We start from the raw sequence: 25689 nt of genomic DNA on the forward strand, positions 1-25689 counted from the left end.
GGCCCGGCGGCGATCCGTCGGTCATCACGCCGGCGCGTCGTTCTGCGAATCAATCAGTCGGCGTCATCGACGGGGGGACGGTAACCGCGGTGCGTCGTCACCGTGATGCGGTTGCCGCGGTCGTTGAAAGACACGTCGGCCATGTAGGCGTCGATGAGGGCCATCCCACGGCCGCCGAAGGCGCCGACGTTCTCGTCCGCCGTGCAGTCGGCGACGTCGTCGCGGCAGAAGCCCTCGCCCTCGTCCTCGACGCTGAGCCAGAATCGCTCGCCATTCACCTTGCAGGCGGCGCGGACCAGCTTGGACGCGTCGCTGTGGTTGCCGTGACGGATGGCGTTGGTGAGGGTCTCTTCGAGCGTCATCTGCACGCCGAAGAGATCACGCCCCCCCCAGCCAAGCGATTCCATCCGCGAGAGCACCTCCTCCAGAAAGGGGAGGTGGGCGCCCAGCTTACTCGGGATCTCCGTTTCGGCGGTCCAGTCCCACTCTGCGCTCACGGAGCCGCCTCGCGCTGGTGAGAGAGGGGGACGAGGGGAACGTTCGGGTACGGTAAAGCGACTCGAAAATCCCCGGCCAGGGCTTGCTCGAGGTCGGCGGTGACTCAGAGGATCGCCAGGGCGTCCGCCTCGTCGTCCTTGATCGTGAAGAGCTTCGTCAACTTGGTGATGGCGAAGACCTCGTAGATCTCGGGTCGGATGTTGGTGAGGATCAGTTTCACCTTCTTCGACCGGGACTTCTTCTCGAAGCTGATGAGCTTTCCGAGCGCCGCGCTCGAAAGGAACTCAACCGCTGCGAAGTTCAGGACGATCTTGTCGCGATCGTCGCCTTCAACCAGGGCCGCCAGCTCTTGTCCGAGCTCTTGGATCGACTGGTCGTCGATGATCTTCGAATCGTTGAACGTCACAACCGTGACGTCGCCCGAGTTGGTGAGGGTGATCCGTTGGGGCGTGCTCATCTTGCTCTGTCTGCAATGGCGGGGGGAGCCGGGGCGGCTGAACCAACCCCGTCTGGCCGATGCTACCGCCCCGCCGCCGAGTGTCAACCTGCCGGGGGCGTCCCCTCCGCGTTCGCCGCGCGGGGGATCGGGCGTCAGCCGCTTGGCTTACCCATCGTTAGGCTGTGGAAGAACAGAACCGCCCCGATCGACAGCAGGCACCAACCGAGCCAATCCGGGGGCGAAACCACCTTGGCGGGCAGCGTCGCCGGCAGCGCCGGCGTCGTCCCCGCAAGCGCCCCCACGGGGTCGGCGCTCGCCAGAGCCCGCTCCGCCAGGAAACGTGTCGCCTCGCTGGTCAGGACGTAAGAACTGACCATCCGCAGCTGCATCCCGAGCAGCGCGAGGAAGATCGCGATAAACAAGAACTGATTGCGATTGAGCTCCATCGCTGACTCTCCTACTTCGGCTCCCCCCGGAGGGGAATCACGCGAGACTCTTACTGCGGCGTCGCCGCTGGGAGTCTTCATCGGCTGCCGGCGGAACAAAAGGCGATCGAGCGGCCGAACCCATTGGGTTTGCCGGTTGTGTCGCTTGTAAGGCCCCGCCAGAAAGCAAAACGGCCCCGCTGCGTCGCCGCAGCGGGGCCGTTGTTCGATCGGATCACCGGGAGGTTGGTCTCAGAAAGCGAACGCCGAGGCGAAAGCTTCCTCAACCTGGTCGTCGGTCTCTTCCTCAGCCGCCGCGTCGTACGACCCTTCGACCGAGTCGTCGGCATCGTCCGCCGATGACCCCAAGGCCCACTGCAACAGAGCGGCGTCGATGGCGTCGCCTTCGTCGATCGCTTCTTCCGAGACGGCGAACGACTCGTCGAGGACCGACGTCACCACCGGGCTCGTGTAGAACATCGGGGCGAAGGCGTCGGCGTCGAGCACGACGTTTTCCGGCACGACGCTCTCAGGGGCGACGGGCTCAAGAACGTCCTCGACGATTGGCATCGTCACGAGGGACGGCACGCCCACCGGGTCACCGCCAAGCGGGCTGAGGTAAACGACCTCGTCCGGCTCGGCGATCGAGACGATCAGGGCCGGGGCCCCTTGAGCGGCGCTGAACGCGTCACGCCAAATCGAGTAGTCGGCCGCGTTGATCTTGCCGTCGTGGTTGCCGTCGGCCGCCATATTAGACTTCGATCCGTAGGTCGCACGCCAGACGGCGTCGTCGGCCATGGTCACCTGTCCGTCGCCGTTGTAGTCGCCGTCGATAATTCCGACCGGGACGGCATTCAGCACTCGCGTCAGGCGGTAGTCCTCGACCTCACCGGTCGACGCCAACCCGGTGTAGCCGGTAATGCCCTGGCCCCAACGGAATCGGGCCGCATAGCTCGCGGCCGTGCCATCAATGGCGATGCCGGAGGTGTCGATCACCAGTCGCGTCGTCTTGCCCGATTCGAGCGGCGTGCCGCCAGCAATCGTGATCATCTCGCCGGCGTCGTCCCAGTCACCATCGTTGTTGAAGTCGATCCACGCGAAGAGGCGGTCGCTCGACGTACCTGTCGCTGTGACGTCGATGAGGACGTCCGAACCCGCGACGATACTGCTCGCCATCCGAACGCCGTCTTCGTCATCCGGCGAGAATAGAGTGTCATCCGCCTGGGCGTTGCTCGACTGCAGCGTGCCCGGGTCGGCGTCCGGAGCGACCGTGCCGAGGAACGTGCCCGCGACGCGGGTGTGGCGGGCGCCATTGTCAGCGAGGGTCGTCGGGAAGTTCAGACCGCCACCGACAATTAGATCGCCGTAGTCGAGTGTGAAGGTCGGAACGGCGTCAAACACACCGAAGACTCCCACCGAGGCGAAGGCGCCCGGTGTCACCGAGACCGTGCGGCCGAACCCGCCCGATGGCAACGTCTGCGAGACAAACTGCTGGCCACCTAGATTCACGCGGACCTGGTAGAGACCGACGGAAGTCAGCGGGACGCTGTAGGCGCCTTGTGCATTTGTAACGGTGGTGTCGACCAGCGTCTCGAACGAGCCGTTGCCATCCGCGTCGCGATACACCTCGACTGTTATTCCCGCGAATCCCGTCTCGTTGGCGTCGCGGACGCCATCGTTGTCGGCGTCGCTGAAGACCGTGCCCGCTAACCCTTGTGGAGCGGAGACCAAGAAGTTGCTCGTTATGGCCGCACTGGGAGAGACCGTCTGATTGAAGATCCCGTCGATCGGCACGAGGGGTTCGAGGCCTTCCTGGATCGTCGATTGGTCGAGTCTCAGGGTGACGTTTACCGCAGTCGAACTATTGATCTCAAGGCGGTAAGCGCCGTTTGCGTCCGTCAACGCCCGCGGCTCGTCGGCGTCGAGGATGCCATTGAGGTTGCGGTCGAAGAAGACCCGGGCGCCGGCCTGAGCCACATCGGTTGTCTCGAAGACACCGTCGCCGTCAACGTCGTTGCGGACGCGGCCCGAGATGACAATCGGAGCGGTCGAGGCGAACAGGTAATCCTCGACCTCGCCGGCGTTGGCGACGCCATCGTATTCAATGCCGGCGGGTCCCCAGCGGAACCGAGCGGCGTAGAACGTCGCCGACGTGTCAACATCCGCCGGCGTGGCGGCCGAGATGCGGCGGGCGACGGGGCTCGCCGGGTTGGCGACCTGCAGGTCCTCGACATTGTCGAAGATCTTCTCACCGGGGTCGTCCCAGTCGCCGTCGTTGTTGAAGTCGATCCAGGCGTTGAGCACGGCGCCCGCGCCAAACGCCGTCAGGTCGAACTCAACCGTGCTATTCGGCGTGATCGCAGTGGTGATCAACCGCACGCCATCCTCGTCATCGACTCCGTTAAAGTCGTCACCGAGGCCGTCGATTGCCGGGTTGCGAACCGGGCTTTGGAAGCCGTCGCTATCGATATCGACGCTCGAGCCGAGGCGGATGCCCGGGGTCACGACGTGGCGGGCGCCGTTGTCGGCCAGCAGGGTCGGGTAATTGCTGTTGGCGTCAACGAATAGGTCACCAAAGTCAAAGATCCGTCCGTCAAAGACGCCGAACTCTTGGGGAAGGTTCGACTGTTGTCCTGCAACGAGCGTGACCGCGATGCCCGCCCCCGCTGCTGGCGTCGTCTGCGTCAACTGGATGGACGGCAAGTTCAGGCGAACGTTGTACGTGCCCGAGACGCTCGTCTCGATCAAGAAGGTCCCGTCCGGACGGACCGTAGCCGAGGGCTCACCATTGTCGTAGACGCCGTTCCCATCCACATCGACATAGGCCGAAATGAACAGGTCCTGACCATCTATCTGGACAGAATCGGAGAAGGGCCCCTCGTTGAAATTGCGTACACCGTTCTGGTTGACATCTTCAAACACCGAACCGACGACAATCGCCGGCTCGCCGACGCCAAGCCGCAGCGTGAAGTCAACGTCGGCAGCCTGGCCGGGCGTCACAGCGACACTCTTGAAACCGCTCGCCGGATTCTGGGTGACGAGCCCGGCAGGAACCGTCGAATCGACGATGCCAATCCTGACGGAAGCGGCCGACAACAGACCAGAAATCGTCATTGAGTAGTTGCCGCTGGCGTCGGTGACGGCCGACAACTCCCCTGCATCGAGCGTCGAGTTGCCATTCGCGTCGTAGAAGACCGTGACGCCCGCCGCTGCTTCATCAATGCCGTCTTGTTGAATTCCGTCGTTATTGCGGTCTCGGTAGACCGTCCCGGAAACCGGCACGTTGGTCAGGGCGGGATCGATCTCTAGCAGGAAGTTGACGTTTGTCACCTTCGAGGTCTCGCCAAATGCGATGTTTGGCGATGCGTAAATCTGGACGGTGTAGATCGAGGAACCGTCGAACGCGACTTGGCTGCCAAATGAGTTCGCGCCGGGAACGTCAAAATAGCCTTCCCCGTCTCGGGTGATAATTCGATCGGCGTCGTCGCTGACGACCCCAATTTCGTAGTCATACGTCAAGCCGCCGTAGGTCGCAAACCACTCGTAATACGCAGCCCAATACTGTCCGTTTGAGAGGAAGTCGGCTTCTGACGGCGGCGCGGGAGTCGCTTCGACATCAAAGTAGTAATTGCCGTCAGCGCCTGTTGTGAAGTAGTCGATGTCGCCCGTCGCCGAACGCGAGACGACGTTACCGTCGATATCGTACTGCGTAACGTACTGCGTCGACGATACCGTAACGGCCGAACCGAAGCTCTCCTGGCTGTAATCGAAGTTACGGAACACGTACGGGTCGGCGGTAGCGTCGGTCGGAAGTTCTCCGAAGAAGCCGGCCCGAACCGCTTCATCAATCGTAAATAAGTCCGTCGACGTGATGAATCGATCGACAGCGCTTGTCACCGTAACGTTGACGACTGTCAGGCTGGCGTCATGCCCCGTCGCTTGGAAGAATTTCTCGAGTGGCGCGATCAGTTCCAGAACGTTCTGCTGAGGGTCTTCTGCCGTCCGAATCTGCAGGTAATTGACCTTGTTGATTACTGGATAGTACAGCTCTTCGCCCGTGTCCGGGGCAACGGTCTTATAGATGCCGTCCAGGCTGAAGCGGTCGTCTGTGGGAATGTTGTCGTTGCTGTACGTGACCGTGTCGTTCGGGTCGTCAAGAATGACGGTCTTCGTCTCGGTGAAGAGGTTGCCGTCGGCGTCTTCGAGGGTGACGTTGAGGACGCCGAATTCGATATAGCGGTCAAAGTTGAAGTTCTCGTCATTATCGGTGCCAATAATGCCCTGCTTGTTATCGTCGACTCCGATTTTTCCTTGGATGCGGCTTCCAGTGGCTTCGGTCCCGTGGGCCGTAACTTCAAACTGCCCGCCAATGAGCACCTCGGAAAAGCCGAAGTTCTCGATGATCAGTGTCCACTCATCATTGGGAGCAAAACCGCCGTTGGGGGGGAGGTCGTCGATGTCCTCACGCTGAGCATTGGAGCTGAACAACTCCCCCCAGTGACGGTTGGTCGTCCATGTCCAGCCTTGCCCATCAGCGAGGGCGTCTTCATTGGTTACGACACTAACGATCTGGTTGGTGATCGAGTCGTTGATGAGATCGCCGCCTTCATTGAGGTAGACGCCGCCCACAATCGAGCTGATCGACTCCTCGTACGGATTGCTCTGGCCTTGCTGGCCTTGAGGGTCTTGGGGGGCGACCACCGGTCCCGCCGGCGAACGCACCGCGCTCAATTCCGAAACAGTGCCGTCCGGCGAGCGGATTGCGATCCGCAGGTTGTCGACATCCCCCACAATGTTCGTCGTCAGTTCGAGCCACTCAAGCGACATAAAATCGGTGGTCGTCGTCGGATCGAAAACGAACGGAATCTCGGAAACGCCCCGACGGCTCGGAATGGGGTCGTCGAGATTAAAGAACGGCGCGTCGGTGATCACCACGCCGACCGTGTCGCCATCGCTATTCGTGACCTCCGTCGTGCCGAGGTCGCTGAAGAACTCTCGGTAGTACGCCTCGTTCAGGTTGGCATCGCTACTGAACGTGACCCCGCCCGGAACCGTCTGAATCACGCCACCCGACCCGGGTACGGTGACGTTAAGAGCAGGCTGCACACGGATGCTGTTAATGCCGCCGAGGATGCCCGATGAAAGCGTGATCGACTGGTCGAGGTACAGGTCATACGTCTCCCAGGCGGTGGCCAACTTAACCGCTAGCGCCGCGTCGAGGGTGCCGTGACCGTAGCCGATTGACTCGAGATAACTACCGTAGCCCTGGCTCACGGTGTATCCGGCACCATTCTCGAACTCCAACTGACGGACGTCTGCCGGGGCTACAATTGGATTGACTAGTCCCCTGAAGCCGGCGCTATCGGGTACGGAGTCTTCAGCGAAGATGATGATGGGGCTATCTGGGCTGCTGGAGCCGGCGCCACTCCCAACAAGGCTCACGTTACCAGGGGCAGCGAGCAATGACCCAACCCGTGTGCTGACCGGCGCCGGCTGATAGAGAGGGATTGTCATCCCTTCATCAGCGTAAGCAGGTCGGCCTTCATCATCGAGAGCTCGGACATTGGGACGGATCAGGTTCCCGTTCGGATTGTAAAGCAGCGAGATGTATTCTTCCGGCTGGAAGTCGTCTTCCTCTGCATCGGCGGGCGCCAGGTTAACGAGACGGGTTCCAACCTCAATAATCGGGTAGGCGTCCGGGTTGAGCGGATCATCAAGGACCGCCTCTCCGGTGTCGGGATCGATCGTCGCCTTGCCGAGCGGGTTCCCCTCGACATCCTGGAACTGTGGAATGGTGTAGCCAAACGTGTCGAGTTGCGGGTTACCTGCGCCATCGACGAAAAACAAGGGATCCCCCTGGCCGTCGACACCTACCTCCGGAGTAAAGACGAACTCGACCCCGAGGTCGATCGATGCGTTCTCATTGATAAAGAAACCTCGCTCGACGAGGAAATCTTGCAATTCGGAGCTGTACTGCGAGTTCGGTAGGATCGCCGAATCAATGTCGGCCTCGCCGTCGCCGTCGGTGTCAAGCGCGTAACTCACATAGACCGGCTCTTCAGGGTCGATGTATTCCTGGAGCTGGTTGACGATCCAGCTTTCGCTGAACTGATCGTTCTGTCGTGCCGACGACAGCAGGATCTGCTGGACGTCTCGGTAGCTTAACTTCGGATTGGCTTCGAGCATCAGTCCGACGACTGCAGCCACCTGTGCGGCGGCGTACTCGGTCCCACTCAATGCCGATGTGTAATCGGTGTCGGCGAAGTAGTCGCCGTCGAATTCAAAGTTAAAGAGAGGCGCGGCGTTGGCCCCATCGTCTCCGGAAAGGTCTGTCGAGACCAAACCAGAGTTCAGCCCAATCGTGGTCGAGATGTTCTGTGAGAAGTTCCCCGAGGGCGCGACGATGAGAATGTTAGCGCCCCCTTCGGAATAGCCGCTGACCAGTCCGGTCGCCGGGTTCTCGTAGCGCCCGTCGTAATCGACCGCGCCAACCGCAATCGTGTAAATGCTGTTGGCCAGTTGATCATACTGGCTGCTCGCGTAGTTGCCGGTCGGCAAGAAGGGCGCGGTCGTTGTTCCTCGCCCGGCGTCATTACCGGCGGGGACAATATGGATGCTGCCGAGGGCGACGATCTCATTCGAGGTGATCAGCCCGTCGCCGTTGATATCGATCCAAGCGGCCCGTCCACCGATCGCAGTGTCTTGGATCGCGTCAAGCAGAGAGGTGCCCGTCACCGGATCTGTGGGAAGTGCGACTCCGGCTCGTGATCCCGTCGGATTCAGGTAGTCCGAGGTGTGGAGGAATATGTCGGTAACGCTTGACGGATCCTGCCCAATCGCGTCAAAAACTCCGTCGCCATCGAGGTCGAGCGGGATCAGCGAGCCACCCAAAATCGCGTCGGGGATGCCATCGCCGTTCCCGTCTTGAATGAAGCCAGACTGAAACCGGTACGCCGTGTTGAGGGCATCGATTGTGGCGGTACCGGAGGAGTCGGCGACGAAAAGCGGGTAAATATCCGCACCATATGCAATCCCGACGATGCCACGACTGTTGTCTTGGGCGCCGATGATGCCGGCAAGCGCCGTCCCGCGAAAATCGGCGGGGTCGTTGTAGGTCGGGTCGGCATCTCCATTGAGCAAGTCGAGATTGGTGAAGAGGCCCGATGTGACGAAGGCCCCTATGAGATCTTCATGCGATAAGTCAAAGCCTCCGTCAATAATTGCAATCTGAACACCGGCGCCCGTGACCCCTTGGGCCCACGCCTGGAGGATGTTGATGTCCTCGCCAGCGACGGCGATTGTCTGATTGATCGTGGGCGACGTCGGGTCGAACTCGGTCTGCTGACCATTGGCGACCAAGTACCACTGGTTCGCGAAGAACGGGTTTGTGCCGGGCGAGGCCGTCATCATCTCGCGGCCTTCGAGCCGCTCGATCTCGCGACGACGCGGCGCCTTGCGGACGGCGCCCGTGCGGGCGGCGAACACGCGGGAAAACGGATTGCTGCTGGACCGGCGGGAGGGTCGGTTCTTGCGCACTTCGGGCGTTCCTGCAGATTCAAAGTGGGGTCGTTGGCCGCGACGTGTCGCTCAAGGCGAATCGGGCCGCGGGGCGGGCGCACAACGAGAGTTGTTCTTACGCTTCGCCGACCGCTGTGACGATTATTCCGGATAGGGAGCTACTAACGAGACGCGCCACGCGCCGCCATTTGTGGCGAAAAGGCGCGGTGCGTCTTCTTAACTGAGGCCGCTTGGGTCTTCTGCTGTCACGCGGCGATTCACAAAGTCAGCGCAAACCGCCTGTTTTGACAACAGCCTTCAGGCTAACCACGGCCTCCCGCACCGTCAAACTCCTGGCGCAGAAAGACCTTAGAGTCCCCCGCGGGGGGGCCGAACGGACCAACCGGGCGGGTTGGGGAAAGTTTACCGCCTGTGCCGAATCGACTGGTTCGTCCGGTGACGCCGCTCCGATAGGTACTCACGAACGAACCGCTTCTGCGGCCTGAAGGATCGGCAATAGGGCGGGGGATAGCGGGTATCCGCAGCACATCCGCGGCGTACGGCGCCGCGACACCGTTTGGGGGGGAAGCGATGAGGACTCTTCGTGCGACCGCTACGGCGGCCTGCTTTGGTCTATTGGGTTGGTGCGGGGGCGTGGCCCCGGCGGCGGCCCAAGGGCTTCTCGCTCAGCCCGGCTTTGTCGCCGGAGGTCCCGGCGCGCTGGCGGGCTCGGCCCACGCCGCGATGGGGGGACCGATCGCGGGCGCTGACGCCTTTGTGGACGCCTACGGCGACCCGCTGGTGATGCCGGCTCAGTACGCCTCGCCATCTCAGTACGTCACCCAGGCCCAGTACGGCAGCCCGGCCCAATACGGCTGCCCGCCCGGCGGCTACGGGGGCGGCGGCATGCCCGGCGGGGCGGGGGGCGATCCGTTCGGCGGCGCCTACATGAACACCGAGCAGTGCGGCCCGCACTACTTCGATTTCTCCGCCGAGTACCTGCACTACAGCCGCGACAAGTCGCCCCTCACGAACTCGACGGTCTACTCGACCAACGGGTTTGTGAACGACGACAATACGGTTGTCACCAGCCCGTTTGACGAGGCCCGCGTGGCTCTGCGGGGGGGCGACGTGAACAGCGAAGACGGCGACGGCTACCGCCTGACGGGCCGGTTCGATGTCGGCGCTCTGAGCGTCGTCGAGTTTACCTACAGCGGCATGTACTGGGACGACTCGGCGGTCGCCCTGCAGCAAGGTTCGACGCAGCTGTTCTCGGTTTACAGCCTCTACGGCAGCGCCACCAACGGCGACTTTGACCAGGACGGCACGGCCGGCCCCCCGTCGGGCGCCGACTTTGCTGAGACCGCCAACGCCGACCGGCACATGCTGGAGTACGAGAGCGAACTGCACACGGCCGAAGCGTCTTACCGCCGCTACTGGGTCGGCTTCAACCCGCGGGTGAGCGGCACGCTGCTGATTGGCTTCCGCTACACCAACTTGAACGAGTCGCTGACGTTCAGCTCGTTCGCCACGCCCGGCTCGATTAGCATCGGCTCCGAGGCGGACAACGACTTGGCGGGCGTGCAGGTCGGCGGCGACATGTGGATCACCCTGCTGCAGGGGCTCCGCGTCGGCGGTGAGTCGAAGGTCGGCCTCTACAACAACAGCTACAAGGCGAAGTCGGTCGTCGCTTCGGCGACCGGGCCCTCCTTCAACAGCGAGTTGTTCTCGGGCGACCAGACCGCCTTCATGGCTGAGGCCAAGCTGATGGCGGTGGCCGACCTGACGCCGAGTTGGTCGCTCAAGGCGGGCTACGAGTTCCTATTCATCAGCGACCTGGCGACGGTCGGCGACAGCACGGCCCTGGCCCAGCCCTACGGCGACATCAACAACATCAGCCAATTCCAGCAGACCGCTCTGCCGGCGGGCGTCGGTCCGGCGGCCGGGGCCAACAGCAACGGCGAGGCGTTCTTCCACGGTTTTACGGCGGGCGTCGAGTACGTCTGGTGAGGGTGAACCCCAATCGTTTTCAACGTGTCAATCGCTACGCCGCCCCGGGGATTCGCCCCGGGTGCGGCGTTTTTCGCTTTTTTTGGCCGACCTGAGAATCCAAAGTCCGCGTAGGCAGAACAGCGAGTCGGTTTATACTGAGAGAGGCGCCAGCGCCCACCGGCTCGCCGCCCGCTCGCCGCCAAGCTGCATAAGTCACTAAGCCACCAAACGGAGCAAACCATCACTTAATGGAAATCGATCGCAATCAGAGCGTCGACAGTGAGTCGGCAATCTTGGTCGGCGTTCAACTCGCCGACACGCCCCCCCGCGCCGAAGAACCGCTCGACGAGCTCGCCGGACTGGTCGAGTCCGCCGGCGCCCAGATTGCAGGGCGACTGTATCAGCGTCGATCGACTCCCGAGCCCGCCAGCTATCTCGGCAAGGGAAAGCTCGAACAACTCAAGCAACTCGTCGAGGCGAGCGAGGCTGACGTCGTGGTCTTCGACAACGACCTCTCGCCCGCGCAGGTCCGTAACCTCGAAGAGGCGACCGGCGCCAAGGTGCTCGACCGCACCGAGCTGATCCTCGACATCTTCAGCACCCGCGCGCAGACACACGAGGCCCGCCTCGCGGTCGAGCTCGCGCAGCTCGAGTACTCTCTGCCGCGCCTCAAGCGGATGTGGACCCACTTGTCGCGCCTCAAGATGGGCGTCGGCATGCGTGGTCCTGGTGAGAAGCAGCTCGAGACCGACCGCCGCCTCGTCGAGAAGCGCATCAGCGACCTCAAGCACGACCTCGATAAGGTGCTCCATCGCAAGGAGCGCGAAGTCGCCGCCCGCAGCGACCGCATGACCGTCTCACTCGTCGGCTACACCAACGCCGGCAAGAGCACGCTGCTCAACCGCCTGACCGACGCGTCGGTCTACGCCCAGGACCAGCTGTTCGCGACGCTCGACACCCGCACCCGCCAGTGGCGGCTGCCGGGCTGGGGACCTGTGCTGCTGAGCGACACGGTCGGTTTCATCCGCGACCTGCCTCACCGGCTGATCGCGAGCTTCAAGGCGACCCTCGAAGAGTCCCGCCAAGCCGACCTCTTGCTGCACGTCGCCGACGCCAGCAGCCCCTCGGCCGAGGACCAGATCCGGGCGGTCTACACGGTCCTCAAAGAGATCGGCATCGAGGAGAAAGACACGCTGCTGGTGCTCAACAAGGCCGACGCCGCCGACGAGGCGTCGCTCAACGTCCTGGAGAGCCACTACCCCGGCTCGGTCCGCCTGAGCGCCAAGACCGGCGAGGGCATCGACCATCTCAAGATGGCGGTCAGCGACGCCCTGAGCCGCGAATTCGTCGAGGCCGACATCGAATTGTCGGTCGGCAACGGGAAGCTGCTCGCCTACTTAGCGAAGCACGGCGAGATCCTCAGCCGCACCTTCAACGAGGAACGCGTCACGGTCCATTGCCGTGTGCCGCGCAAGTACCTGGGCCGCGTCTCGCCCAAAGAAGCCGACATCCGCCCGCGGGACGACAAGCCGGCCGACAATGGCCAGCCGAAGGCGCCCACCGTGGTAGACCTCGGCGGCGTCTCGCCGAGCGACAACGCCCCGATGGGCGACGTCGCGTGAGCCGACTGGCGGGACAACGGGCGATCGTCACCGGCGCCTCGGGAGGCGTCGGCCGTGCGCTGGCCGTGCGGCTCGCGGTGGCGGGCGTTAGCAGCGTGCTGCTCGCGCGCCGCGATGACGCCCTCGCCGAGACCGCCCGACTCGCCAAGGCGGCGGGCGGACGCGTTGTCCCCGTTGTAGGCGACGTCACGATCGCCGCCGATCGGGCCCGCGCGTTCGATGCGGCGGCCGACGAACTCGGCGGGCTCGACCTCGTGATCAACAACGCCGGCGTCGGCGCCCACGGCCGCTTCCACGAGGCCGACCCCGCTCGCCTGCGACAAGTCTTCGACGTCAACTTCTTCGCCCCCGCCGAGCTGATGCGCGAGGCGGTCCCGCTGCTCCGCGAGAGCCCGCGGGCGTGCGTCGCGAATGTCGGCTCGGTCCTCGCCTGGCGTGGCGTGCCGCACACGGCCGACTACTGCGCGAGCAAGTTCGCCCTCCGCGGCCTCTGCGAGGCAGTGCGGCCCGAGATGGCGCGGCTGGGGATCCACGTGCTGCACGCCTCCCCGTCGACGATCGCGAGCGAATTCCGAGAGCACCTGATCGAGCGCCGCGAGCACGTCCCGTGGGGCGAGCGCCGCGGCGTCACGCCTGAGAAGGTCGCCGCGCGGGTCGTCTGGGGCGTCGAACGCCGCAAGAACGAGGTCGCCATCGCCTGGGAAGACTGGGCGATCGTCCGCGGCGCCCGCTACGCCCCGTGGCTCTTCGACTGGCTCTTGAGCCGGCACGGGTGAGCCAGGCGTTAGGATGGCGCCAGCCTCTAGTGCCTTGCCAGAGCTGAATTCTAGGATGAGCCGATTGGGCGCTAGCCCCGGTTGAATCACGAAGAACCGTGGCTAGCGCCAAAACGGCTGATGGCGCCAACCCCCATTTCCTAGCGTTAACAAGGCACTCGTCAGCGTCGTCGCTCAATCGTCTTGCCAACGCAATCGTCTTGCCAACGCAACCTTGCCTTCAGCCTCTCGTCTCTGCCGATGCTTTCGATTCTCTACGACGACGGTCCGGTGCTGGTGGTCAACAAGCCGCCAGGATTGTTGACGCAGGCGCCGAATGGCATCGACTCGCTCGAGCTCTGGGTCCGCGACTTCTACCGCCAGCGCGAGCGGCTCGAGGGGAACTTCTACCTCGGCATCATCCACCGGCTCGACCGGCCGGTCACCGGCTCGATTGTCTGGGGCCGCAACCTGCGGGCGACGCAGCGGCTCGCCAAGCAGTTCCAAGAACGGACCGTCGGCAAGACCTACTGGGCCGTCGTGGAAGGCGCCGTCGTGGAAGACGAGGGGACGTGGCGCGACCACCTCCACAAGCGGCACGGCATGGCCCAGGCGATCGTCGTCCCCGAAGACGACCCGCGCGGCAAGCACGCCATCCTGCACTACCGCGTGCGTGGACGGGCGGAGGGCAAGACGTGGCTCGAGATCACCCTCGAGACCGGCCGCACGCACCAGATCCGCGTCCAAGCCGCCAGCCGCGGCCACGCCGTGCTCGGCGACTCGCAGTACGGCGCGACGACGCCGTTCGGGATCCAGCACGAGGACGAACGCGCCCGCCAAATCGCGCTGCACGCCCGCAGCCTGTCGTTCCGCCACCCGATGCGTGACGAGTCGGTTGAAGTGACGGCGCCGCTGGGGGAGGCGTGGCTGGCGCCAAAACTGCAAGACCTCAACATCAACGCTTAACAACAACGGCGAGCCCACGATGTTAATCGTGGGTGTGAAGCGAAGAACTCTCACCACTCGCACACGCCTGAGCCGTGGGCGCAAGCCCACGGAGCGAAGCGGGTACCCAGCCCCCTCCGGAGGCTAACGCCCCCGGCTCAGACCTGCCGGTACGGCCGAGTGGACGTAACACCGCTGCCAACGCAACTTCTAGAGCCCACGACTCGCGTCGTGGGCTCTCCCTCAATCGCGCCGCCACGCCGCACTCTCATGCTGACCTGGGGCATGGTAGTCTGCTCTGAGCGATTGAGCTCGCCGCTCGCTACTCAATATTGCAACAAAGAGAAAGTCGCCCTACGAACGCAGTAACTTACTCAAGTGGGTGAGGTGACTGTCAAAGTCCAACCAAGGACACGGCTATACGTCTTGGTGTACATGCATGTCGCGCGGCCGCAATTTTTCCATAATTACCGATGGTCTCTTCAATGGCATTTGTAGCCGATGTGGCCGAAGGTTCGGACTAGATGATTCCTGCGACGGGCAGATTGACTATCGCATCACTAGATCGCCCAGTCGCGGCAGTAACAATTTTGCCGGTAGTGCAAACATGGAATACATGTTGCTATGCCAAAACTGTCGACGACAGCGACGCCGAACAGCCTTGATCATTGCTGCGTGTTGCATATTGGTTTTCTTGTCGATGTCGTTAATTGCTATTCTGACATCTTGACGCGGGTGGCCCCGACGGTGGTGAGCGAACCGCTCACCTCGGGTGGCGCCTTTGACCCGCTCCGCTGCCACGACTAACGTCGTGGGCTCGCCTTTTTTTGAGCGAGTCCTCCTTTTGTCCGTGGTGAATCGGCGTGCCCAGCGACCCGTCCCCTCTCCGTGATGCGATGGCCCGTGAGTTTGCGGACCCGCGTGTCGTTGCCGATGCGCAGCGCTATGCGCTGGAGTATCTCGCCGCGAGCGGCGAGCGCAACATTTTCCCGACGCCCGACGCAATCGCGGCGCTCGACGCCTTTGACGAGCCGCTGCCTCAAGGGCCCGGCGACGCTCATGAGATTCTCGAGCAATTGCATCGCGTTGGCGGCCCCGCGACGGTCAACCAGATTGGCGGGCGGTACTTCGGGTTCGTCAACGGCAGCGTCGTGCCGGTCGGCCTCGCCGCGAAGCAGCTCGCCAGCGTCTGGGACCAGAACGCCGCGACGTACGCGTCGTCGCCCCTCTGCTCGCGGCTCGAAACCGTTGTCGAGGGGTGGTTGCGCGAACTGTTTGGAATGCCGGAAGGAACCGTTGCGGGCTTCGTCAGCGGCTCGTCGATCGCGACGCTCTGCGGCCTCGCGGCGGCTCGCTATCGGCTCTTGGCGAGGCTTGGTTGGGACGTCAACGAACGCGGCTTGCGAGAGTCCCCCGCCCTGCGAATCGTCACGGGGGACCAGGCCCACGCCTCAGTCGCCAAGGCGATCAACCTGCTCGGCTTCGGCCAGGCGTGTGTCGATCCTGTCGCGACCGACGACCAAGGCCGCCTGCGGCTCGACCGGCTGCCGCCGCTCGACGACCGGACCCTCCTGATCCTGCAAGCGGGGAACGTCTGCACCGGGTCGTTTGACCCGATCGCCGAGGCGGTAGCTCGCGCGAGAGAGGCCTCGGCGTGGGTCCATGTGGATGGCGCCTTTGGGCTCTGGGCGGCCGTGTCGCCGGGGCTGGCGTCGCTGACGCGGGGCATCGAAGACGCCGATTCGCTCACGGCCGACGCCCACAAGACGCTCAACACGCCGTACGACAATGGCGTCGTGCTGTGCCGCGACCGCGCGGCGTTGGCCGAGGCGATGAAGTTCTCGGGCTCGTACCTGCCGAACGATACGCACCGCAACGGCATGGCCTACACGCCCGAGATGAGCCGCCGCTCGCGCGTCGTCGAGCTGTGGGCGACGATGCGTTACCTGGGCCGCAGCGGCATGGACGAGCTGGTGAGCGGGCTCCACGACCGCGCGGTGCAGTTCGCCGAAGAGCTGGCGGCGGCGGGATTCCGGGTGCTCAACGACGTGGTCTTCAACCAGGTGCTCGTCGCCTGCGAAGACGACGAAGCGACGCGGGCGACGCTCGCCGCGGTGCAAGCGTCGGGCGAGTGCTGGTGCGGCGGCGCCGTGTGGCGGGAGCGGGCCGCGATTCGGGTGAGCGTGTCGTCGTGGGTGACGTCGCCGGAAGACGTGACGCGGAGCGTGGCGGCGTTCGAGGCCGCCCGTGAAGCCGTCGCGGGGTAGAGCACTCAAAAATCCCCCTCCCTTTCAGGGAGGGGTTAGGGGAGGGTGAAACCGTTCAGCACAGGGGAGTGATCCTGTCTTGACCGCGAAGACCCTCCCCTAGCCCCTCCCTGAAAGGGAGGGGGAAATGCGCTGGCTTACGCCGCGCGGTGGACCTTGAGCTCCGGCCCGCGGAGCTCGGCCAGCAGGTTGCGGATCTGGTCGCGGTATTCCTGCCGTTCGGCGGCCCAGCGGACTTCGAGCTTCTCGAACTGGCGCTGCTGCCGGTCGAGCTCATGCTCGCGGCCTTCAAGGCGGTCGGCGGCGTCGCCGAACTCTTCGTGGCGGCGGTTGGCCCACTCGGTGAGGGTGAGCCGCTGCGACTCGAGGCGTTTGAACTCGGCGTTGATCTGGGCGGCCGCCTCGCGGAGCGCGCCGCGCTCGTCGGCGATCTTCTGAAGGGTGTGCCCGTAGTGGTCGGCGAGTTGACCCCGGACGCGGGCGATCGACTTGGTGAGCGTCGCCGGCGCCAAGACGCCCGTCAGCTGGGCCCAGGTCTCCTCGGTGGCGAGGCGCATCTCGAGCACCTCGCGTTGCGTGTTCTCGAGCTCGGTCTGCAAGCGGCGGAGCGACTCGGCCCGGCGGTCGAGCTCGCCCTCGCGGCGGTCGGTCCGCTGGGCGGCCGCTTTGGCCTCGACCCGCCAGACCTCGCGGTCGGCGCCGAGCGTCGTGCGGTCACGGTCGTTGCGGAGCCGGATCTCCGCCTCGCGGCGTTCGACATCGGCCAACCGGCGGGCGAGCGCGGCCCGCTCATCGGCGACAAGGCGTTCGGCGATGGCGAGATTGGCGTCCCGCTCGGCCGACGCGGCGAGCTGCTCCTCGAGCTCGGCGACCCGTCGCTCGGTGGCGTCGAGCTTTTCGTACCGCTTGAGGGCGGTCTCGATCTCTTGGTGACGCAGGGCGAGGCGGTGCTCACGCTCGTTGAGCGAGACCTCGGCTTCCTTGCGATGCTCCTCGAGCTGCCGGAGCTCGGCGTGGCGGAGCTCAAGCTCGGCGGCGGCGCGTTGCTGGTCGCGGCTTTCGTCGGCGAGCTTTGTGGCGAGGGCGTCGAACTCCTTGGCCCGCTCGTCGACCGCCTTGCGTTCGCGGTCGAGGCTGTCGAGCTTCTCGCCGAACGCCGCCTTGGAGCGGGCGAGCGACGAGACCTCGTGGTCGAGGTTCGCCTCGCGGGTGTCGAGGTCCTTCTCCCGGGCGGCGATCTGGGCGAGCAGCGCCGGGTCGGCGGCGGGGCGCTCGAGCGCCGCCTCGCGCGTCTCGAGGGCGGCGCGTTCTGCTTCGAGGGCGTTGCGGGCGGCGGCGACCTTCGCTTCGAGGTCGGCCTCCTGGCTGTCGAGCTGCTGGGCGCGGCCCTGCAACTCGCGGCTACGGGTCTGCAACCACTTGGCGAGCTGCCCGGCGTGCCCCTCCGCCGCCGGCGCGGGGGCGAGCGACGGCGCCGCGAGCGGCAACGCCGAGGCCGCCTCGACACGGACCACCTGGTCCGACAGGGGCGCCCGGCTCGCGGCGGGGCGTCCGGCGTGGGCCGTATCGATGCGGGTGTTCTTTTCGTCGCTCATCGCGGGAGTCTTCGAGCTGGTAATGCTAGCTGGCAAAGGCCGTACAACCGGCACAATTCCCCCGGTCTGTCATCGGCTGCTTGGCGCCGCGGACTTGAAGGTCGGTTGCGTGAACGAAACAAGGGCGGCGAGACCCGCGTCTCGCCGCCCTTGGCGTTGGTCTGTCGATGAATCCGAGGGGATCAGGCCTTGGCGGCGTTGATCGCTTCTTGCAGGCGGTTCTTGGCCTGGATACCGACGAAGCGGTCAACCACCTCGCCGTCCTTGAAGACCATCAGCGTCGGGATGCTGCTGACGCCGTAGGTCTGGGCGGCGCCGGGGGCGTCCTCGACATTCAGCTTGGCGACCTTGGCCGAGCCCGAGTTCTCGCCGGCCAGCTCCTCGATCAGCGGGGCGATCTGGCGGCAGGGGCCGCACCAGGGAGCCCAGAAGTCGAGCAGCACGGGGGTCTCACACTTGAGGACCTCGTCTTCAAAATTGCCGTCGGTGATTTCCAAAACGCCCATGAGGACCTCCGCGGGGGATTGAGGGGGGGCGTCCGGGCAGCGATTCGGGCCGACAGGGCCGGAATCGCGGTCACCTCGGGAACTCCCGTCTCTCGGTGTGCGATGTGTTGCTTGAAGGGGAAAGACCGGCCCCCGCTGGCCGGATCGGGGCGGGGTCGGTTGGGATGGTTGCCCTAACTCTCTGCGCCGCGTGATTTTAGGGGGCCTCCCCCTGCTGTCAACGCTGCGCCGTGCTGGCGGACCGGTGGGTGCGTTGCCTGCGGACCGCCAACGCGGTCTACTCGGGTAGAGCCGCTTGGCGTCCCGGCCGGGGAGGTCACGGCAATCGCATGCACTGATAGACGCAGGAGTCCGACAGATGGTTCGCACGCCCAGCACCATGTTGCCCCTCGGAACAGCGGCGCCCGACTTTTCGCTCCCCAGCGCCCTGGGGGAGACCGTCTCACTGGCCGAGTTCAAGTCGCCGAAGGGTCTGCTGGTGATGTTCATCTGCAACCACTGCCCGTTCGTGATCCACCTGGCCGACGCCCTCGCCGCCTTCGGCAAGGAGTACCACGCCAAGGGGCTCGACATCGTCGCGATCAGCGCCAACGACGCCGACGCCTACCCGGCCGACTCGATCGACAAGATGGCCCTCGAGGCCGAGGCGCGCGGCTACACGTTCCCGTACCTCTACGACGGGACCCAGGACGTGGCCAAGGCGTACCGGGCCGCCTGCACGCCCGACTTCTTCCTGTTCGACGGCGACCACCAGCTGGCCTATCGGGGGCAGTTCGACAGCACGCGGCCCGACAGCGGCTTAAAGCCGACTGGCGAAGACCTCCGCGCCGCCTGCGACGCCGTCCTGGCGGGCGACAAGCCGAGCGAGAAGCAGCTCCCCTCGATTGGCTGCAACATCAAGTGGAAGCCGGGCGGCGAGCCCGATTACTTCAACTAGTCGAAACGCCTCTGGCTAGGCTGCGGGCATGTCAACTCTTCACTACGGTTGTAACCGCACGGGTTCCGGGACCGCTTTGCTGGGCCTGCTGGCGGGACTGGTGGCAACGCCTGCCGCCGCTCTCAATGGGCAGACGCCACTCGGCCTCGCGACACTCAACGGCTGGAAGGCGATCGAGATCCTCTCGCAAGGGGACAGCCTAGCGGGCGTCGCCGACCCAGGGTTTGGCTCAGTCGCGACCCACGCCACCTACGACGGATTGGGGATCTACCCCCGGGCCGATTCGCTGTCGGTCTGGATCAATCACGAGACCTCCCAAGCGGCGATCACCCGGGTCGAGCTTGACCCGGACGCACTCCGGCAACAGATCGAGTATGTCCGCAATGGCTTGGCGGTTGGCGCAACGACGCCGGTGATTGGGGCCGGGTTTGCTTACGAGACCATTTTCGACGGCGGCTACGACGCCCAATCGGACCCGGCGCCGGTGGCGGTCGGACCGGTGGAGGTCGCCGCCTACGGCGCGGCCAACTTTTCGCGGTTCTGCTCCGGGACGTCCCATCACGCTCTGGCCTTCGACGGAGCACGCGGATTCGTTGACTCGATCTACCTGACAGGCGAAGAGGTGAACGGCGGGTACTTCTACGCCCTCGACGAGGCGACCCGCACGCTCTGGGAAGCCACCGACCTGGGCCGCTCGTCGTGGGAGAACGCCGCCGCGGTGGACACCGGCGAGACGGCGCATGTCGCCCTGATCTTGAGCCCCGATGTCGGCAGCGGCGTCGGCGACTACATCCGGCTCTACGTCGGTGAAAAGGGGATCGACGCCAACGCCGACGGCGAGATCGACTTCCTCGAACGCAACGGACTCCGCGGCGGAACGACCTATCTGTTCAAGCCGTCGTCGGGCAGCAAGAGCGATCTCCCGGACGGCACGGTCAGCGGCTTTTGGACCACGATCGCCGACGCCCCCAACGCGCTGCTGGAGAAGAAACTCGAGGACGTTCACACGAATCCCCGCGACGGCACGGAGGTGGTCCTCGGCGCGCAACTCGACGGCGTCTATCGCATGAAGGTCGACCTCACTTTCACCGAGTCGGGCGACTTCGATCGCGCGAACTCGCCCGTTAGCCTTACTCAGATCGACGATAACAGCACCGCACCGATCGGCGCCCCGGACAATGTGACTTGGTCCTATGACGGCATGATCTATGTCCAGGAGGATGGCGACGGCGACGGCATTTTCCAGATCGACCGCGACGGCGGATCGCGAGTGCAGATCGCCGCGGCCGGGTCCGAACCGTCCGGCGTCATCGACGCCTCGATCGAGCTGGGGTACCAGCCAGGGAGCGTGCTGATGACCTCGCTACAGGGGAGCGGGTCGAGCGGCGCCCAATTGGGGCTGCTTATCTCGCCCGATGCGGCGCCGCTGCTGCCGGGCGATTACGACCTCGATGGCGACGCCGACCTCAACGACCTTGCCGCCTGGCAAGTGGCCTACGGATCGACGGGTTTTTCGCTCGCCGACGGCAATCGTGACGGCTCGGTCAATGCGGCGGACTACACCGTCTGGCGAGACGCGTACGCGAATAACGCCGTCGCGACGCCCGAGGGCGCCTCGCTCGGAATGGCGGCCCTGGGCCTCGTGGCGGCGGGCGCCACCCGGCGCCGGCGGGCCCGAGTTCGTCGGGCGCCCGTCGATCTGTAGCGGATATCGGCGTCGTGACGCCGCGGCATGTGGGAAGACGCGAATCGACCGTGGGGTTTTGTGGCCTAACGTTGCTCCGGAGGCGGCCCGAGCCGCGGTCGCCCCTCCCGTTCTAAGCCCGGTCGAGTCCGTACGATGTTGCCTGTCGAAACCAAGCAGTTGGTCCGCGCGACGTGGAAGCTAGCGAAGGCCGATAGCCTGACGCTGACCAAGCGGTTCTACGCCCGGCTGTTCGAACTGGCGCCCGGCGTCCGGCCGCTGTTCCCCGACGACCTGCGCGAGCAGCGACGCAAACTGGGCGCGTCGCTCGACGTGGTCGTGACGAAGCTCGATGACCTGAGCACCGTGATCACCGAACTCACTCGGCTCGCCGAACGGCATGCCGGCTACGGCGCGGAGCCCGAGCACTACCCCGTTGTCGGCGAGGCGCTGATCGGGGCGCTCCAGGAGCAACTCGGCGACGCCTGGACCCCCGAGGTCGAGCAGGCGTGGGTCGACGTTTACGGCGTCGCCTCCTCGGTGATGATCGACGCCCAACGGGCGGTCACGGCCTGAGCTGCCCGGCTCGGACGGAATGGCGTACGCTGCCGGGACTGTGTCCCGCCCTACCCCAGCGCTCGCCACCATGCCCCCCGTCGCGACAACGATCGTCCTGCTAACCTTCTCGAACGTCTTCATGACGTTCGCCTGGTACGCCCACCTGAAGGACCTGAGCGGCAAGCCGTGGATCGTCGCGGCGCTCGCTAGCTGGGGGATCGCCCTCTTCGAGTACCTCCTGCAGGTGCCGGCCAACCGGGTCGGCTACACGCGGCTCGACCTGGGGCAACTCAAGCTGTTGCAGGAAGTGATCGCCCTGTCGGTGTTCGTTCCGTTCGCCGTCTTTTACATGAAGGCGACGCTCCGCTGGGACCACCTGTGGGCCGCCCTCTGCATCGTGGCGGCGGTCTACTTCGTGTTCCGCTCGCCCGCGACCACCTGAGCGTGGCGGGCAGGTTGAGCGTGGCGGATAGGCCGGTGCGGGCCGGTCATCGGCGCTCGGCGGCCGGTCGTTTTTCAGCGGGCCATTTGCCCAGGGGGCACCGCTCGTGCGGAAGCCATGTCTTCTGCGCCGTGAAGCATCCGCACGCCCGGCAGCGGACGCCCGTGTGCTGCTCGCAGGCGCCACAGAGAGCGAGGCGCGCCGCGCGGGTCTCCGCATCAACGCGCCGGAAACCCGACCCGGCAAACCGCGTCAGCGCCGTCGCGGCGCTCATCGCCATTCGTAAGACGCTCGGCCCCCGCGCAACCGGAGCGGCGTCGTCCGTCAGCGTCGGCAGGCGCTGGGCGTAGACCTCCGCCACCGGCGAGCCGAGCCTCCGCAGCAGCGCGATCGACCGCTCGCCCGCTTCGGTGGCCGACGGGCGGTCGCCGAGCTCGTCGTGGCACACCGCGGCGCGCCACCAGAGGTCGGCTTGGTCGGCCGGATCGTCGAGCGACTCGGCGATCCGCAGCGCCGCCTCGAAGTACCGCAGCGCCGCGGCCGGGTCCATCGCCAGCGACCAGGCCGTTCCCAACTGGCTGAGCATCATTTTTTCGGAGTAGCGGTCGCCCGCCTCGCGGGCGTCGTCGAGGACCGCTTGGAACTCCGCCACCGCCTGGTCGCCGCGACGGAGATCGAGGTACGCGGCGCCAAGGTTGGTCCGCGCGTCGCGCAAGCGGAGGCGGTCTTGGCGTGCCGCGGCGAGCGTGACAGCCTTCTCAAGCTGTGGCACGCCGGCGGCGGCGTTGCCTGAGCGGGTTAACGCGGCCCCGTGGTCGATCAGGCTCTGTAGCTCAGCGCCCGCATCGTCCTGTCGCCGAGCGTTTTGCAGGGTGGCGACGGCCTGCTTGAGCGGGTCCGACGTGTCGTCATCCGGGTCTGCCGACGAAGGCGTGTCGGCCCCCGAGACGACGAACAAATTCTCGCCAAGCCGGCGATCGATCCGGGCGGCGGGCCAGGCCTCCACGGCTTGCCCCTCGGTGAGCGGCTGGTCGGCGTCGTCCGACCAAGCGAACCGGAGCCCTTTGCGTTTCTCCCCCGCGACCGTGGCGGCCTCGCCGGTGGGCGCCCGCCACTCGGCTCCGTCGTCGAACCCCAGACGGGTCCGCAACGCCTTCAGCCAGCCAGGCGGTGTGAGGCGCATCGGCGTGGCGTCGACAAGCAGACTCTGCACCCCGTGGGCGGACTCGACCACGGCGCCCGCGACGCTCGCCAGCCGCACCCGCTCCCCGTCGGCGTCGCCGGGCGCCCAGAGTATGACACGGCCCGGTTCCCCCGCCTCAACGGCGACGCTGTCGCGGAGACGGAAGTGCGACGGGTCGGGAACGGCCATAGCGGGCCATTGTAATCGAACACCGCCCAGCAACGGCCCGCGACAGGTCGCCGTGGCCACTCACCGGACGGCGATCGCCAGCCCGTACTGGGACGACCCGTACGGCGCCGATTCGTCGGCGAGACGGCGGACGATCTGCTGGATGGCCCGCTGCCCGTAGCTCGTCGGAGGTTGAATCGCGGCCGGCGCCGTGGCGAGGCTCATCGACACGTCCGCCAACGAAACGATCGAGGGCAGGCTGCGGTCGAGCCCCGCCTCTTCGGTTGTCGGCCCCACTAGGGTCGCCGCGATGACCAATGCCGCCAGGGTTCCGACCAACACCAAGACGCTGAGGAGACGGCCGTTCATGGTTTCAACTCTTCGAGTGCTGAAGCGGCGTTGGGGGTGATCGCGTCGATCGTGCCGCTAAGTAAGGAAACGAGGGAAACGCGTCGCGCGCACGCTCGCCCGATAAAAAAGCCGTCGCGACCCCAGGGCGCCCCTGGCCGGTCGCGACGGCTCCGAACGGGCCGCCTTTCAGAACGCGCTGACGGCGGGCGACGGGTAGCTCGCCACGGGGGCGGGCGACGTCAACGTCGGCGCCGGGCCGCCGGTCGCGATCGGCTGCACGTTGACGCCGGTCAGCTGCCCCGTGCGGACGTTGACGACCGTCAACTGCACGCTCGGCGACGGGGCGACGGTGTAGGTCGCCACCGCCGTCGGGGCTGGGGCGCCGGCCCCCATCGCCGACTGCAGCAATTGCACGCCGTGCTCGTTGCTGTAGGCGCCTTGGAGGCTGACGCCGCCGGCCGAGAGCAGGACGTCGCCCGCCTCAAGGCCCGCTCGGGCGGCGGGACTCCCCGGCGTGACGCTCGCCACCTGCAGGCCGCGACCGAACGGCGACTGCGTGATCTGCAGGCTCATGCCGAAGTACCACGAACGGGTCGGGACCACCGAGGGCTGCGGGCGCCAGTTGATCGGCTTGCCAACGACGGTCGGCGCGGGGCCGGGATGCCACCCGCCGTCGCAGTGGTGACCGGCTTGGGCTGAGGCGCCCGTGCCGAGGACCATGGCGGCGACGGCGGAGAGGGCGGCGAGCGAGGCGGGGCGGGACATCGGAGGGCTCCTGGATCGAAGGGAGGGAGGAAGTGGTGCGCTGCGACAGCCGATGTTTGACGGCTTCGGTTTGCTTTCCCTTTAAGCTCACGCTGTGCCACAAACAGCCCAACGGCGACGCAAGCCATTAATTATCATGCACTTACGACCGACACTTCACTTGACGGATATCACTAACGTCGCCAGAAACGATATCAAATTGACAACTTGCCCGCCATTTGGAGAGGCTACTTTGACATCAATGATTGCGCGATCCGGTTAGTTCCGTGACGCCGCCGAAGCGGCTAGCGTGGAGAGATGACCTGCCCGAACATCGCCGCTATCGCTCGATCGCTGACCCTGCTCGCCCTACTCGCCATGGCGAGTTCGGGGCGGGCGAACCCCGAGGAAATGGTTCTCGGGCAGAGCGTCGACGGCCGGCCGATCACCGCCCAGGTTCACGGAGCGGAAACCGCCGCACAGACGGTGCTGGTCATCGCCAGCATCCACGGCAGCGAGCCCGCCGGGACGCCGCTGATGGGTCGCCTCGAGGCGTGGCTCGCCGATCACCCCGACGACTGGGCCGGGCGACGCGTCGTCATCGTCGCGGTCGCCAACCCCGACGGCTACGCCCGCCGCGAGCGGTTCAACACCCACGGCGTCGATCTCAACCGCAACTTTCCGGCCGACAATCGCACCGAGCACGCCACCCACGGCGAGACGCCCCTCTCCGAACCAGAGTCACGGGCCCTGATGCGGGCCCTGCAGACGTTCAACCCCGAACGGGTCGTGAGCCTCCACCAGCCGCTGCTGTGCGTCGATTACGACGGCCCCGGCGAGGAGCTGGCGACGGCGATGTCCAACGCGATCGAGGGCCGGCTGCCGGTGAAGAAGCTCGGGGGCCGCCCCGGGTCGCTCGGCTCCTACGTCGGCGAGGTGCTCGGCAAGCCGATCGTCACGCTCGAGCTGCCCAAGGGCGTCGAAGAGCAAGGCGCCGACCGATTGTGGAACGACTACGGCGCGGCGCTGGTCGCTTTCATCCGCGGGAACTAGCCCCCCGACACGGTCGGCCAGCGGGGCG

General features: G+C 65.5%; 20 protein-coding genes. 11 read left to right on the forward strand and 9 right to left on the reverse strand.

Annotation, left to right across the window (positions count from 1 at the left end):
- Nucleotides 1–53 precede the first annotated feature (53 nt).
- The 4 genes from Pla108_RS16060 to Pla108_RS16075 all read right to left on the reverse strand — a co-directional run bounded on the left by Pla108_RS16060 (nt 54) and on the right by Pla108_RS16075 (nt 8898).
- Complete coding sequence (locus Pla108_RS16060) at nt 54–497, reverse strand: ATP-binding protein (protein WP_197526618.1); 444 nt, start codon at nt 495–497, stop codon at nt 54–56.
- A 104-nt stretch (nt 498–601) separates the two neighbouring features.
- Nucleotides 602–955 carry an STAS domain-containing protein gene (locus Pla108_RS16065; RefSeq protein WP_146445970.1) on the reverse strand — a complete coding sequence of 118 codons (354 nt, stop codon included), beginning with the start codon at nt 953–955 and terminating at the stop codon, nt 602–604.
- A gap of 134 nt (nt 956–1089) precedes the next feature.
- The gene (locus tag Pla108_RS16070) at nt 1090–1383 is read right to left on the reverse strand and encodes a hypothetical protein (protein ID WP_146445971.1); all 294 of its coding nucleotides are present in this window, start codon (nt 1381–1383) and stop codon (nt 1090–1092) included.
- Nucleotides 1384–1614: 231 nt separating this feature from the next.
- Nucleotides 1615–8898, reverse strand: coding sequence for a GEVED domain-containing protein (locus Pla108_RS16075; protein WP_197526619.1), 7284 nt, complete (start codon nt 8896–8898; stop codon nt 1615–1617).
- A gap of 552 nt (nt 8899–9450) precedes the next feature.
- On the opposite strand from Pla108_RS16075, the gene Pla108_RS16080 reads away from it, so the two are divergent.
- The 6 genes from Pla108_RS16080 (at nt 9451) to Pla108_RS16105 (ending at nt 16440) form a co-directional block, all read left to right on the forward strand.
- Nucleotides 9451–10869: a hypothetical protein gene (locus Pla108_RS16080; RefSeq protein WP_146445973.1), complete on the forward strand. Its 1419-nt coding sequence runs from the start codon at nt 9451–9453 to the stop codon at nt 10867–10869.
- Between the two features lie 230 nt (nt 10870–11099).
- A complete protein-coding gene (hflX, locus tag Pla108_RS16085) occupies nt 11100–12473 on the forward strand; it encodes a GTPase HflX (protein WP_146445974.1) in 1374 nt (457 codons plus the stop codon).
- Nucleotides 12470–13249 carry an SDR family NAD(P)-dependent oxidoreductase gene (locus Pla108_RS16090; protein WP_146445975.1) on the forward strand — a complete coding sequence of 260 codons (780 nt, stop codon included), beginning with the start codon at nt 12470–12472 and terminating at the stop codon, nt 13247–13249. Before hflX ends, Pla108_RS16090 begins: the two co-directional genes overlap by 4 nt.
- A 240-nt stretch (nt 13250–13489) precedes the next feature.
- Nucleotides 13490–14194, forward strand: coding sequence for an RluA family pseudouridine synthase (locus Pla108_RS16095; protein ID WP_146445976.1), 705 nt, complete (start codon nt 13490–13492; stop codon nt 14192–14194).
- A gap of 603 nt (nt 14195–14797) precedes the next feature.
- Nucleotides 14798–14980: a hypothetical protein gene (locus Pla108_RS16100; RefSeq protein ID WP_146445977.1), complete on the forward strand. Its 183-nt coding sequence runs from the start codon at nt 14798–14800 to the stop codon at nt 14978–14980.
- A gap of 89 nt (nt 14981–15069) precedes the next feature.
- Entirely contained in the window at nt 15070–16440 is a 1371-nt protein-coding gene (locus Pla108_RS16105) for a pyridoxal phosphate-dependent decarboxylase family protein (protein WP_146445978.1), read from the forward strand.
- Nucleotides 16441–16577: 137 nt separating this feature from the next.
- Here the strand turns inward: Pla108_RS16105 and Pla108_RS16110 are convergent, their stop codons facing one another.
- Together Pla108_RS16110 and trxA are read right to left on the reverse strand one after the other, a co-directional pair.
- Nucleotides 16578–18035, reverse strand: coding sequence for a hypothetical protein (locus Pla108_RS16110; protein WP_146445979.1), 1458 nt, complete (start codon nt 18033–18035; stop codon nt 16578–16580).
- Between the two features lie 182 nt (nt 18036–18217).
- Nucleotides 18218–18541 carry a thioredoxin gene (gene trxA, locus Pla108_RS16115; protein WP_146445980.1) on the reverse strand — a complete coding sequence of 108 codons (324 nt, stop codon included), beginning with the start codon at nt 18539–18541 and terminating at the stop codon, nt 18218–18220.
- A gap of 358 nt (nt 18542–18899) precedes the next feature.
- Between trxA and Pla108_RS16120 the strand changes: the two genes are divergently transcribed.
- The 4 genes from Pla108_RS16120 (at nt 18900) to Pla108_RS16135 (ending at nt 22162) form a co-directional block, all read left to right on the forward strand.
- Nucleotides 18900–19478 carry a thioredoxin family protein gene (locus Pla108_RS16120; RefSeq protein WP_146445981.1) on the forward strand — a complete coding sequence of 193 codons (579 nt, stop codon included), beginning with the start codon at nt 18900–18902 and terminating at the stop codon, nt 19476–19478.
- A gap of 28 nt (nt 19479–19506) precedes the next feature.
- On the forward strand, nt 19507–21183 hold the full coding sequence (locus Pla108_RS16125) for a hypothetical protein (protein WP_146445982.1): 1677 nt from the start codon (nt 19507–19509) through the stop codon (nt 21181–21183).
- 135 nt (nt 21184–21318) lie between these two features.
- Nucleotides 21319–21738, forward strand: a complete 420-nt coding sequence (locus Pla108_RS16130) for a globin family protein (protein ID WP_146445983.1) — start codon at nt 21319–21321, stop codon at nt 21736–21738.
- A gap of 40 nt (nt 21739–21778) precedes the next feature.
- Nucleotides 21779–22162, forward strand: coding sequence for a DMT family protein (locus Pla108_RS16135; protein ID WP_231934531.1), 384 nt, complete (start codon nt 21779–21781; stop codon nt 22160–22162).
- A 46-nt stretch (nt 22163–22208) separates the two neighbouring features.
- Here the strand turns inward: Pla108_RS16135 and Pla108_RS16140 are convergent, their stop codons facing one another.
- The 3 genes from Pla108_RS16140 to Pla108_RS16150 all read right to left on the reverse strand — a co-directional run bounded on the left by Pla108_RS16140 (nt 22209) and on the right by Pla108_RS16150 (nt 24629).
- A complete protein-coding gene (locus Pla108_RS16140; RefSeq protein WP_146445985.1) occupies nt 22209–23534 on the reverse strand; it encodes a tetratricopeptide repeat protein in 1326 nt (441 codons plus the stop codon).
- A gap of 60 nt (nt 23535–23594) precedes the next feature.
- The gene (locus Pla108_RS16145) at nt 23595–23882 is read right to left on the reverse strand and encodes a hypothetical protein (protein WP_146445986.1); all 288 of its coding nucleotides are present in this window, start codon (nt 23880–23882) and stop codon (nt 23595–23597) included.
- A 168-nt stretch (nt 23883–24050) separates the two neighbouring features.
- Entirely contained in the window at nt 24051–24629 is a 579-nt protein-coding gene (locus Pla108_RS16150) for a PDZ domain-containing protein (RefSeq protein ID WP_146445987.1), read from the reverse strand.
- 297 nt (nt 24630–24926) lie between these two features.
- Between Pla108_RS16150 and Pla108_RS16155 the strand changes: the two genes are divergently transcribed.
- On the forward strand, nt 24927–25661 hold the full coding sequence (locus Pla108_RS16155) for a DUF2817 domain-containing protein (protein ID WP_146445988.1): 735 nt from the start codon (nt 24927–24929) through the stop codon (nt 25659–25661).
- Nucleotides 25662–25689 lie beyond the last annotated feature (28 nt).

Source organism: Botrimarina colliarenosi (assembly GCF_007859955.1).
GTDB classification, from domain to species: Bacteria; Planctomycetota; Planctomycetia; order Pirellulales; family Lacipirellulaceae; genus Botrimarina; species Botrimarina colliarenosi.

Coding starts and splice junctions, on each gene's coding strand:
- Pla108_RS16080 (WP_146445973.1), top strand. CDS start 9,451: ATGAGGACTCTTCGTGCGACCGCTACGGCGGCCTGCTTTGGTCTATTG.
- hflX (WP_146445974.1), top strand. CDS start 11,100: ATGGAAATCGATCGCAATCAGAGCGTCGACAGTGAGTCGGCAATCTTG.
- Pla108_RS16120 (WP_146445981.1), top strand. CDS start 18,900: ATGGTTCGCACGCCCAGCACCATGTTGCCCCTCGGAACAGCGGCGCCC.
- Pla108_RS16110 (WP_146445979.1), bottom strand. CDS start 18,035: ATGAGCGACGAAAAGAACACCCGCATCGATACGGCCCACGCCGGACGC.
- trxA (WP_146445980.1), bottom strand. CDS start 18,541: ATGGGCGTTTTGGAAATCACCGACGGCAATTTTGAAGACGAGGTCCTC.
- Pla108_RS16100 (WP_146445977.1), top strand. CDS start 14,798: ATGCCAAAACTGTCGACGACAGCGACGCCGAACAGCCTTGATCATTGC.
- Pla108_RS16155 (WP_146445988.1), top strand. CDS start 24,927: ATGACCTGCCCGAACATCGCCGCTATCGCTCGATCGCTGACCCTGCTC.
- Pla108_RS16065 (WP_146445970.1), bottom strand. CDS start 955: ATGAGCACGCCCCAACGGATCACCCTCACCAACTCGGGCGACGTCACG.
- Pla108_RS16145 (WP_146445986.1), bottom strand. CDS start 23,882: ATGAACGGCCGTCTCCTCAGCGTCTTGGTGTTGGTCGGAACCCTGGCG.
- Pla108_RS16130 (WP_146445983.1), top strand. CDS start 21,319: ATGTTGCCTGTCGAAACCAAGCAGTTGGTCCGCGCGACGTGGAAGCTA.
- Pla108_RS16095 (WP_146445976.1), top strand. CDS start 13,490: ATGCTTTCGATTCTCTACGACGACGGTCCGGTGCTGGTGGTCAACAAG.
- Pla108_RS16105 (WP_146445978.1), top strand. CDS start 15,070: ATGGCCCGTGAGTTTGCGGACCCGCGTGTCGTTGCCGATGCGCAGCGC.
- Pla108_RS16070 (WP_146445971.1), bottom strand. CDS start 1,383: ATGGAGCTCAATCGCAATCAGTTCTTGTTTATCGCGATCTTCCTCGCG.
- Pla108_RS16125 (WP_146445982.1), top strand. CDS start 19,507: ATGTCAACTCTTCACTACGGTTGTAACCGCACGGGTTCCGGGACCGCT.
- Pla108_RS16150 (WP_146445987.1), bottom strand. CDS start 24,629: ATGTCCCGCCCCGCCTCGCTCGCCGCCCTCTCCGCCGTCGCCGCCATG.
- Pla108_RS16140 (WP_146445985.1), bottom strand. CDS start 23,534: ATGGCCGTTCCCGACCCGTCGCACTTCCGTCTCCGCGACAGCGTCGCC.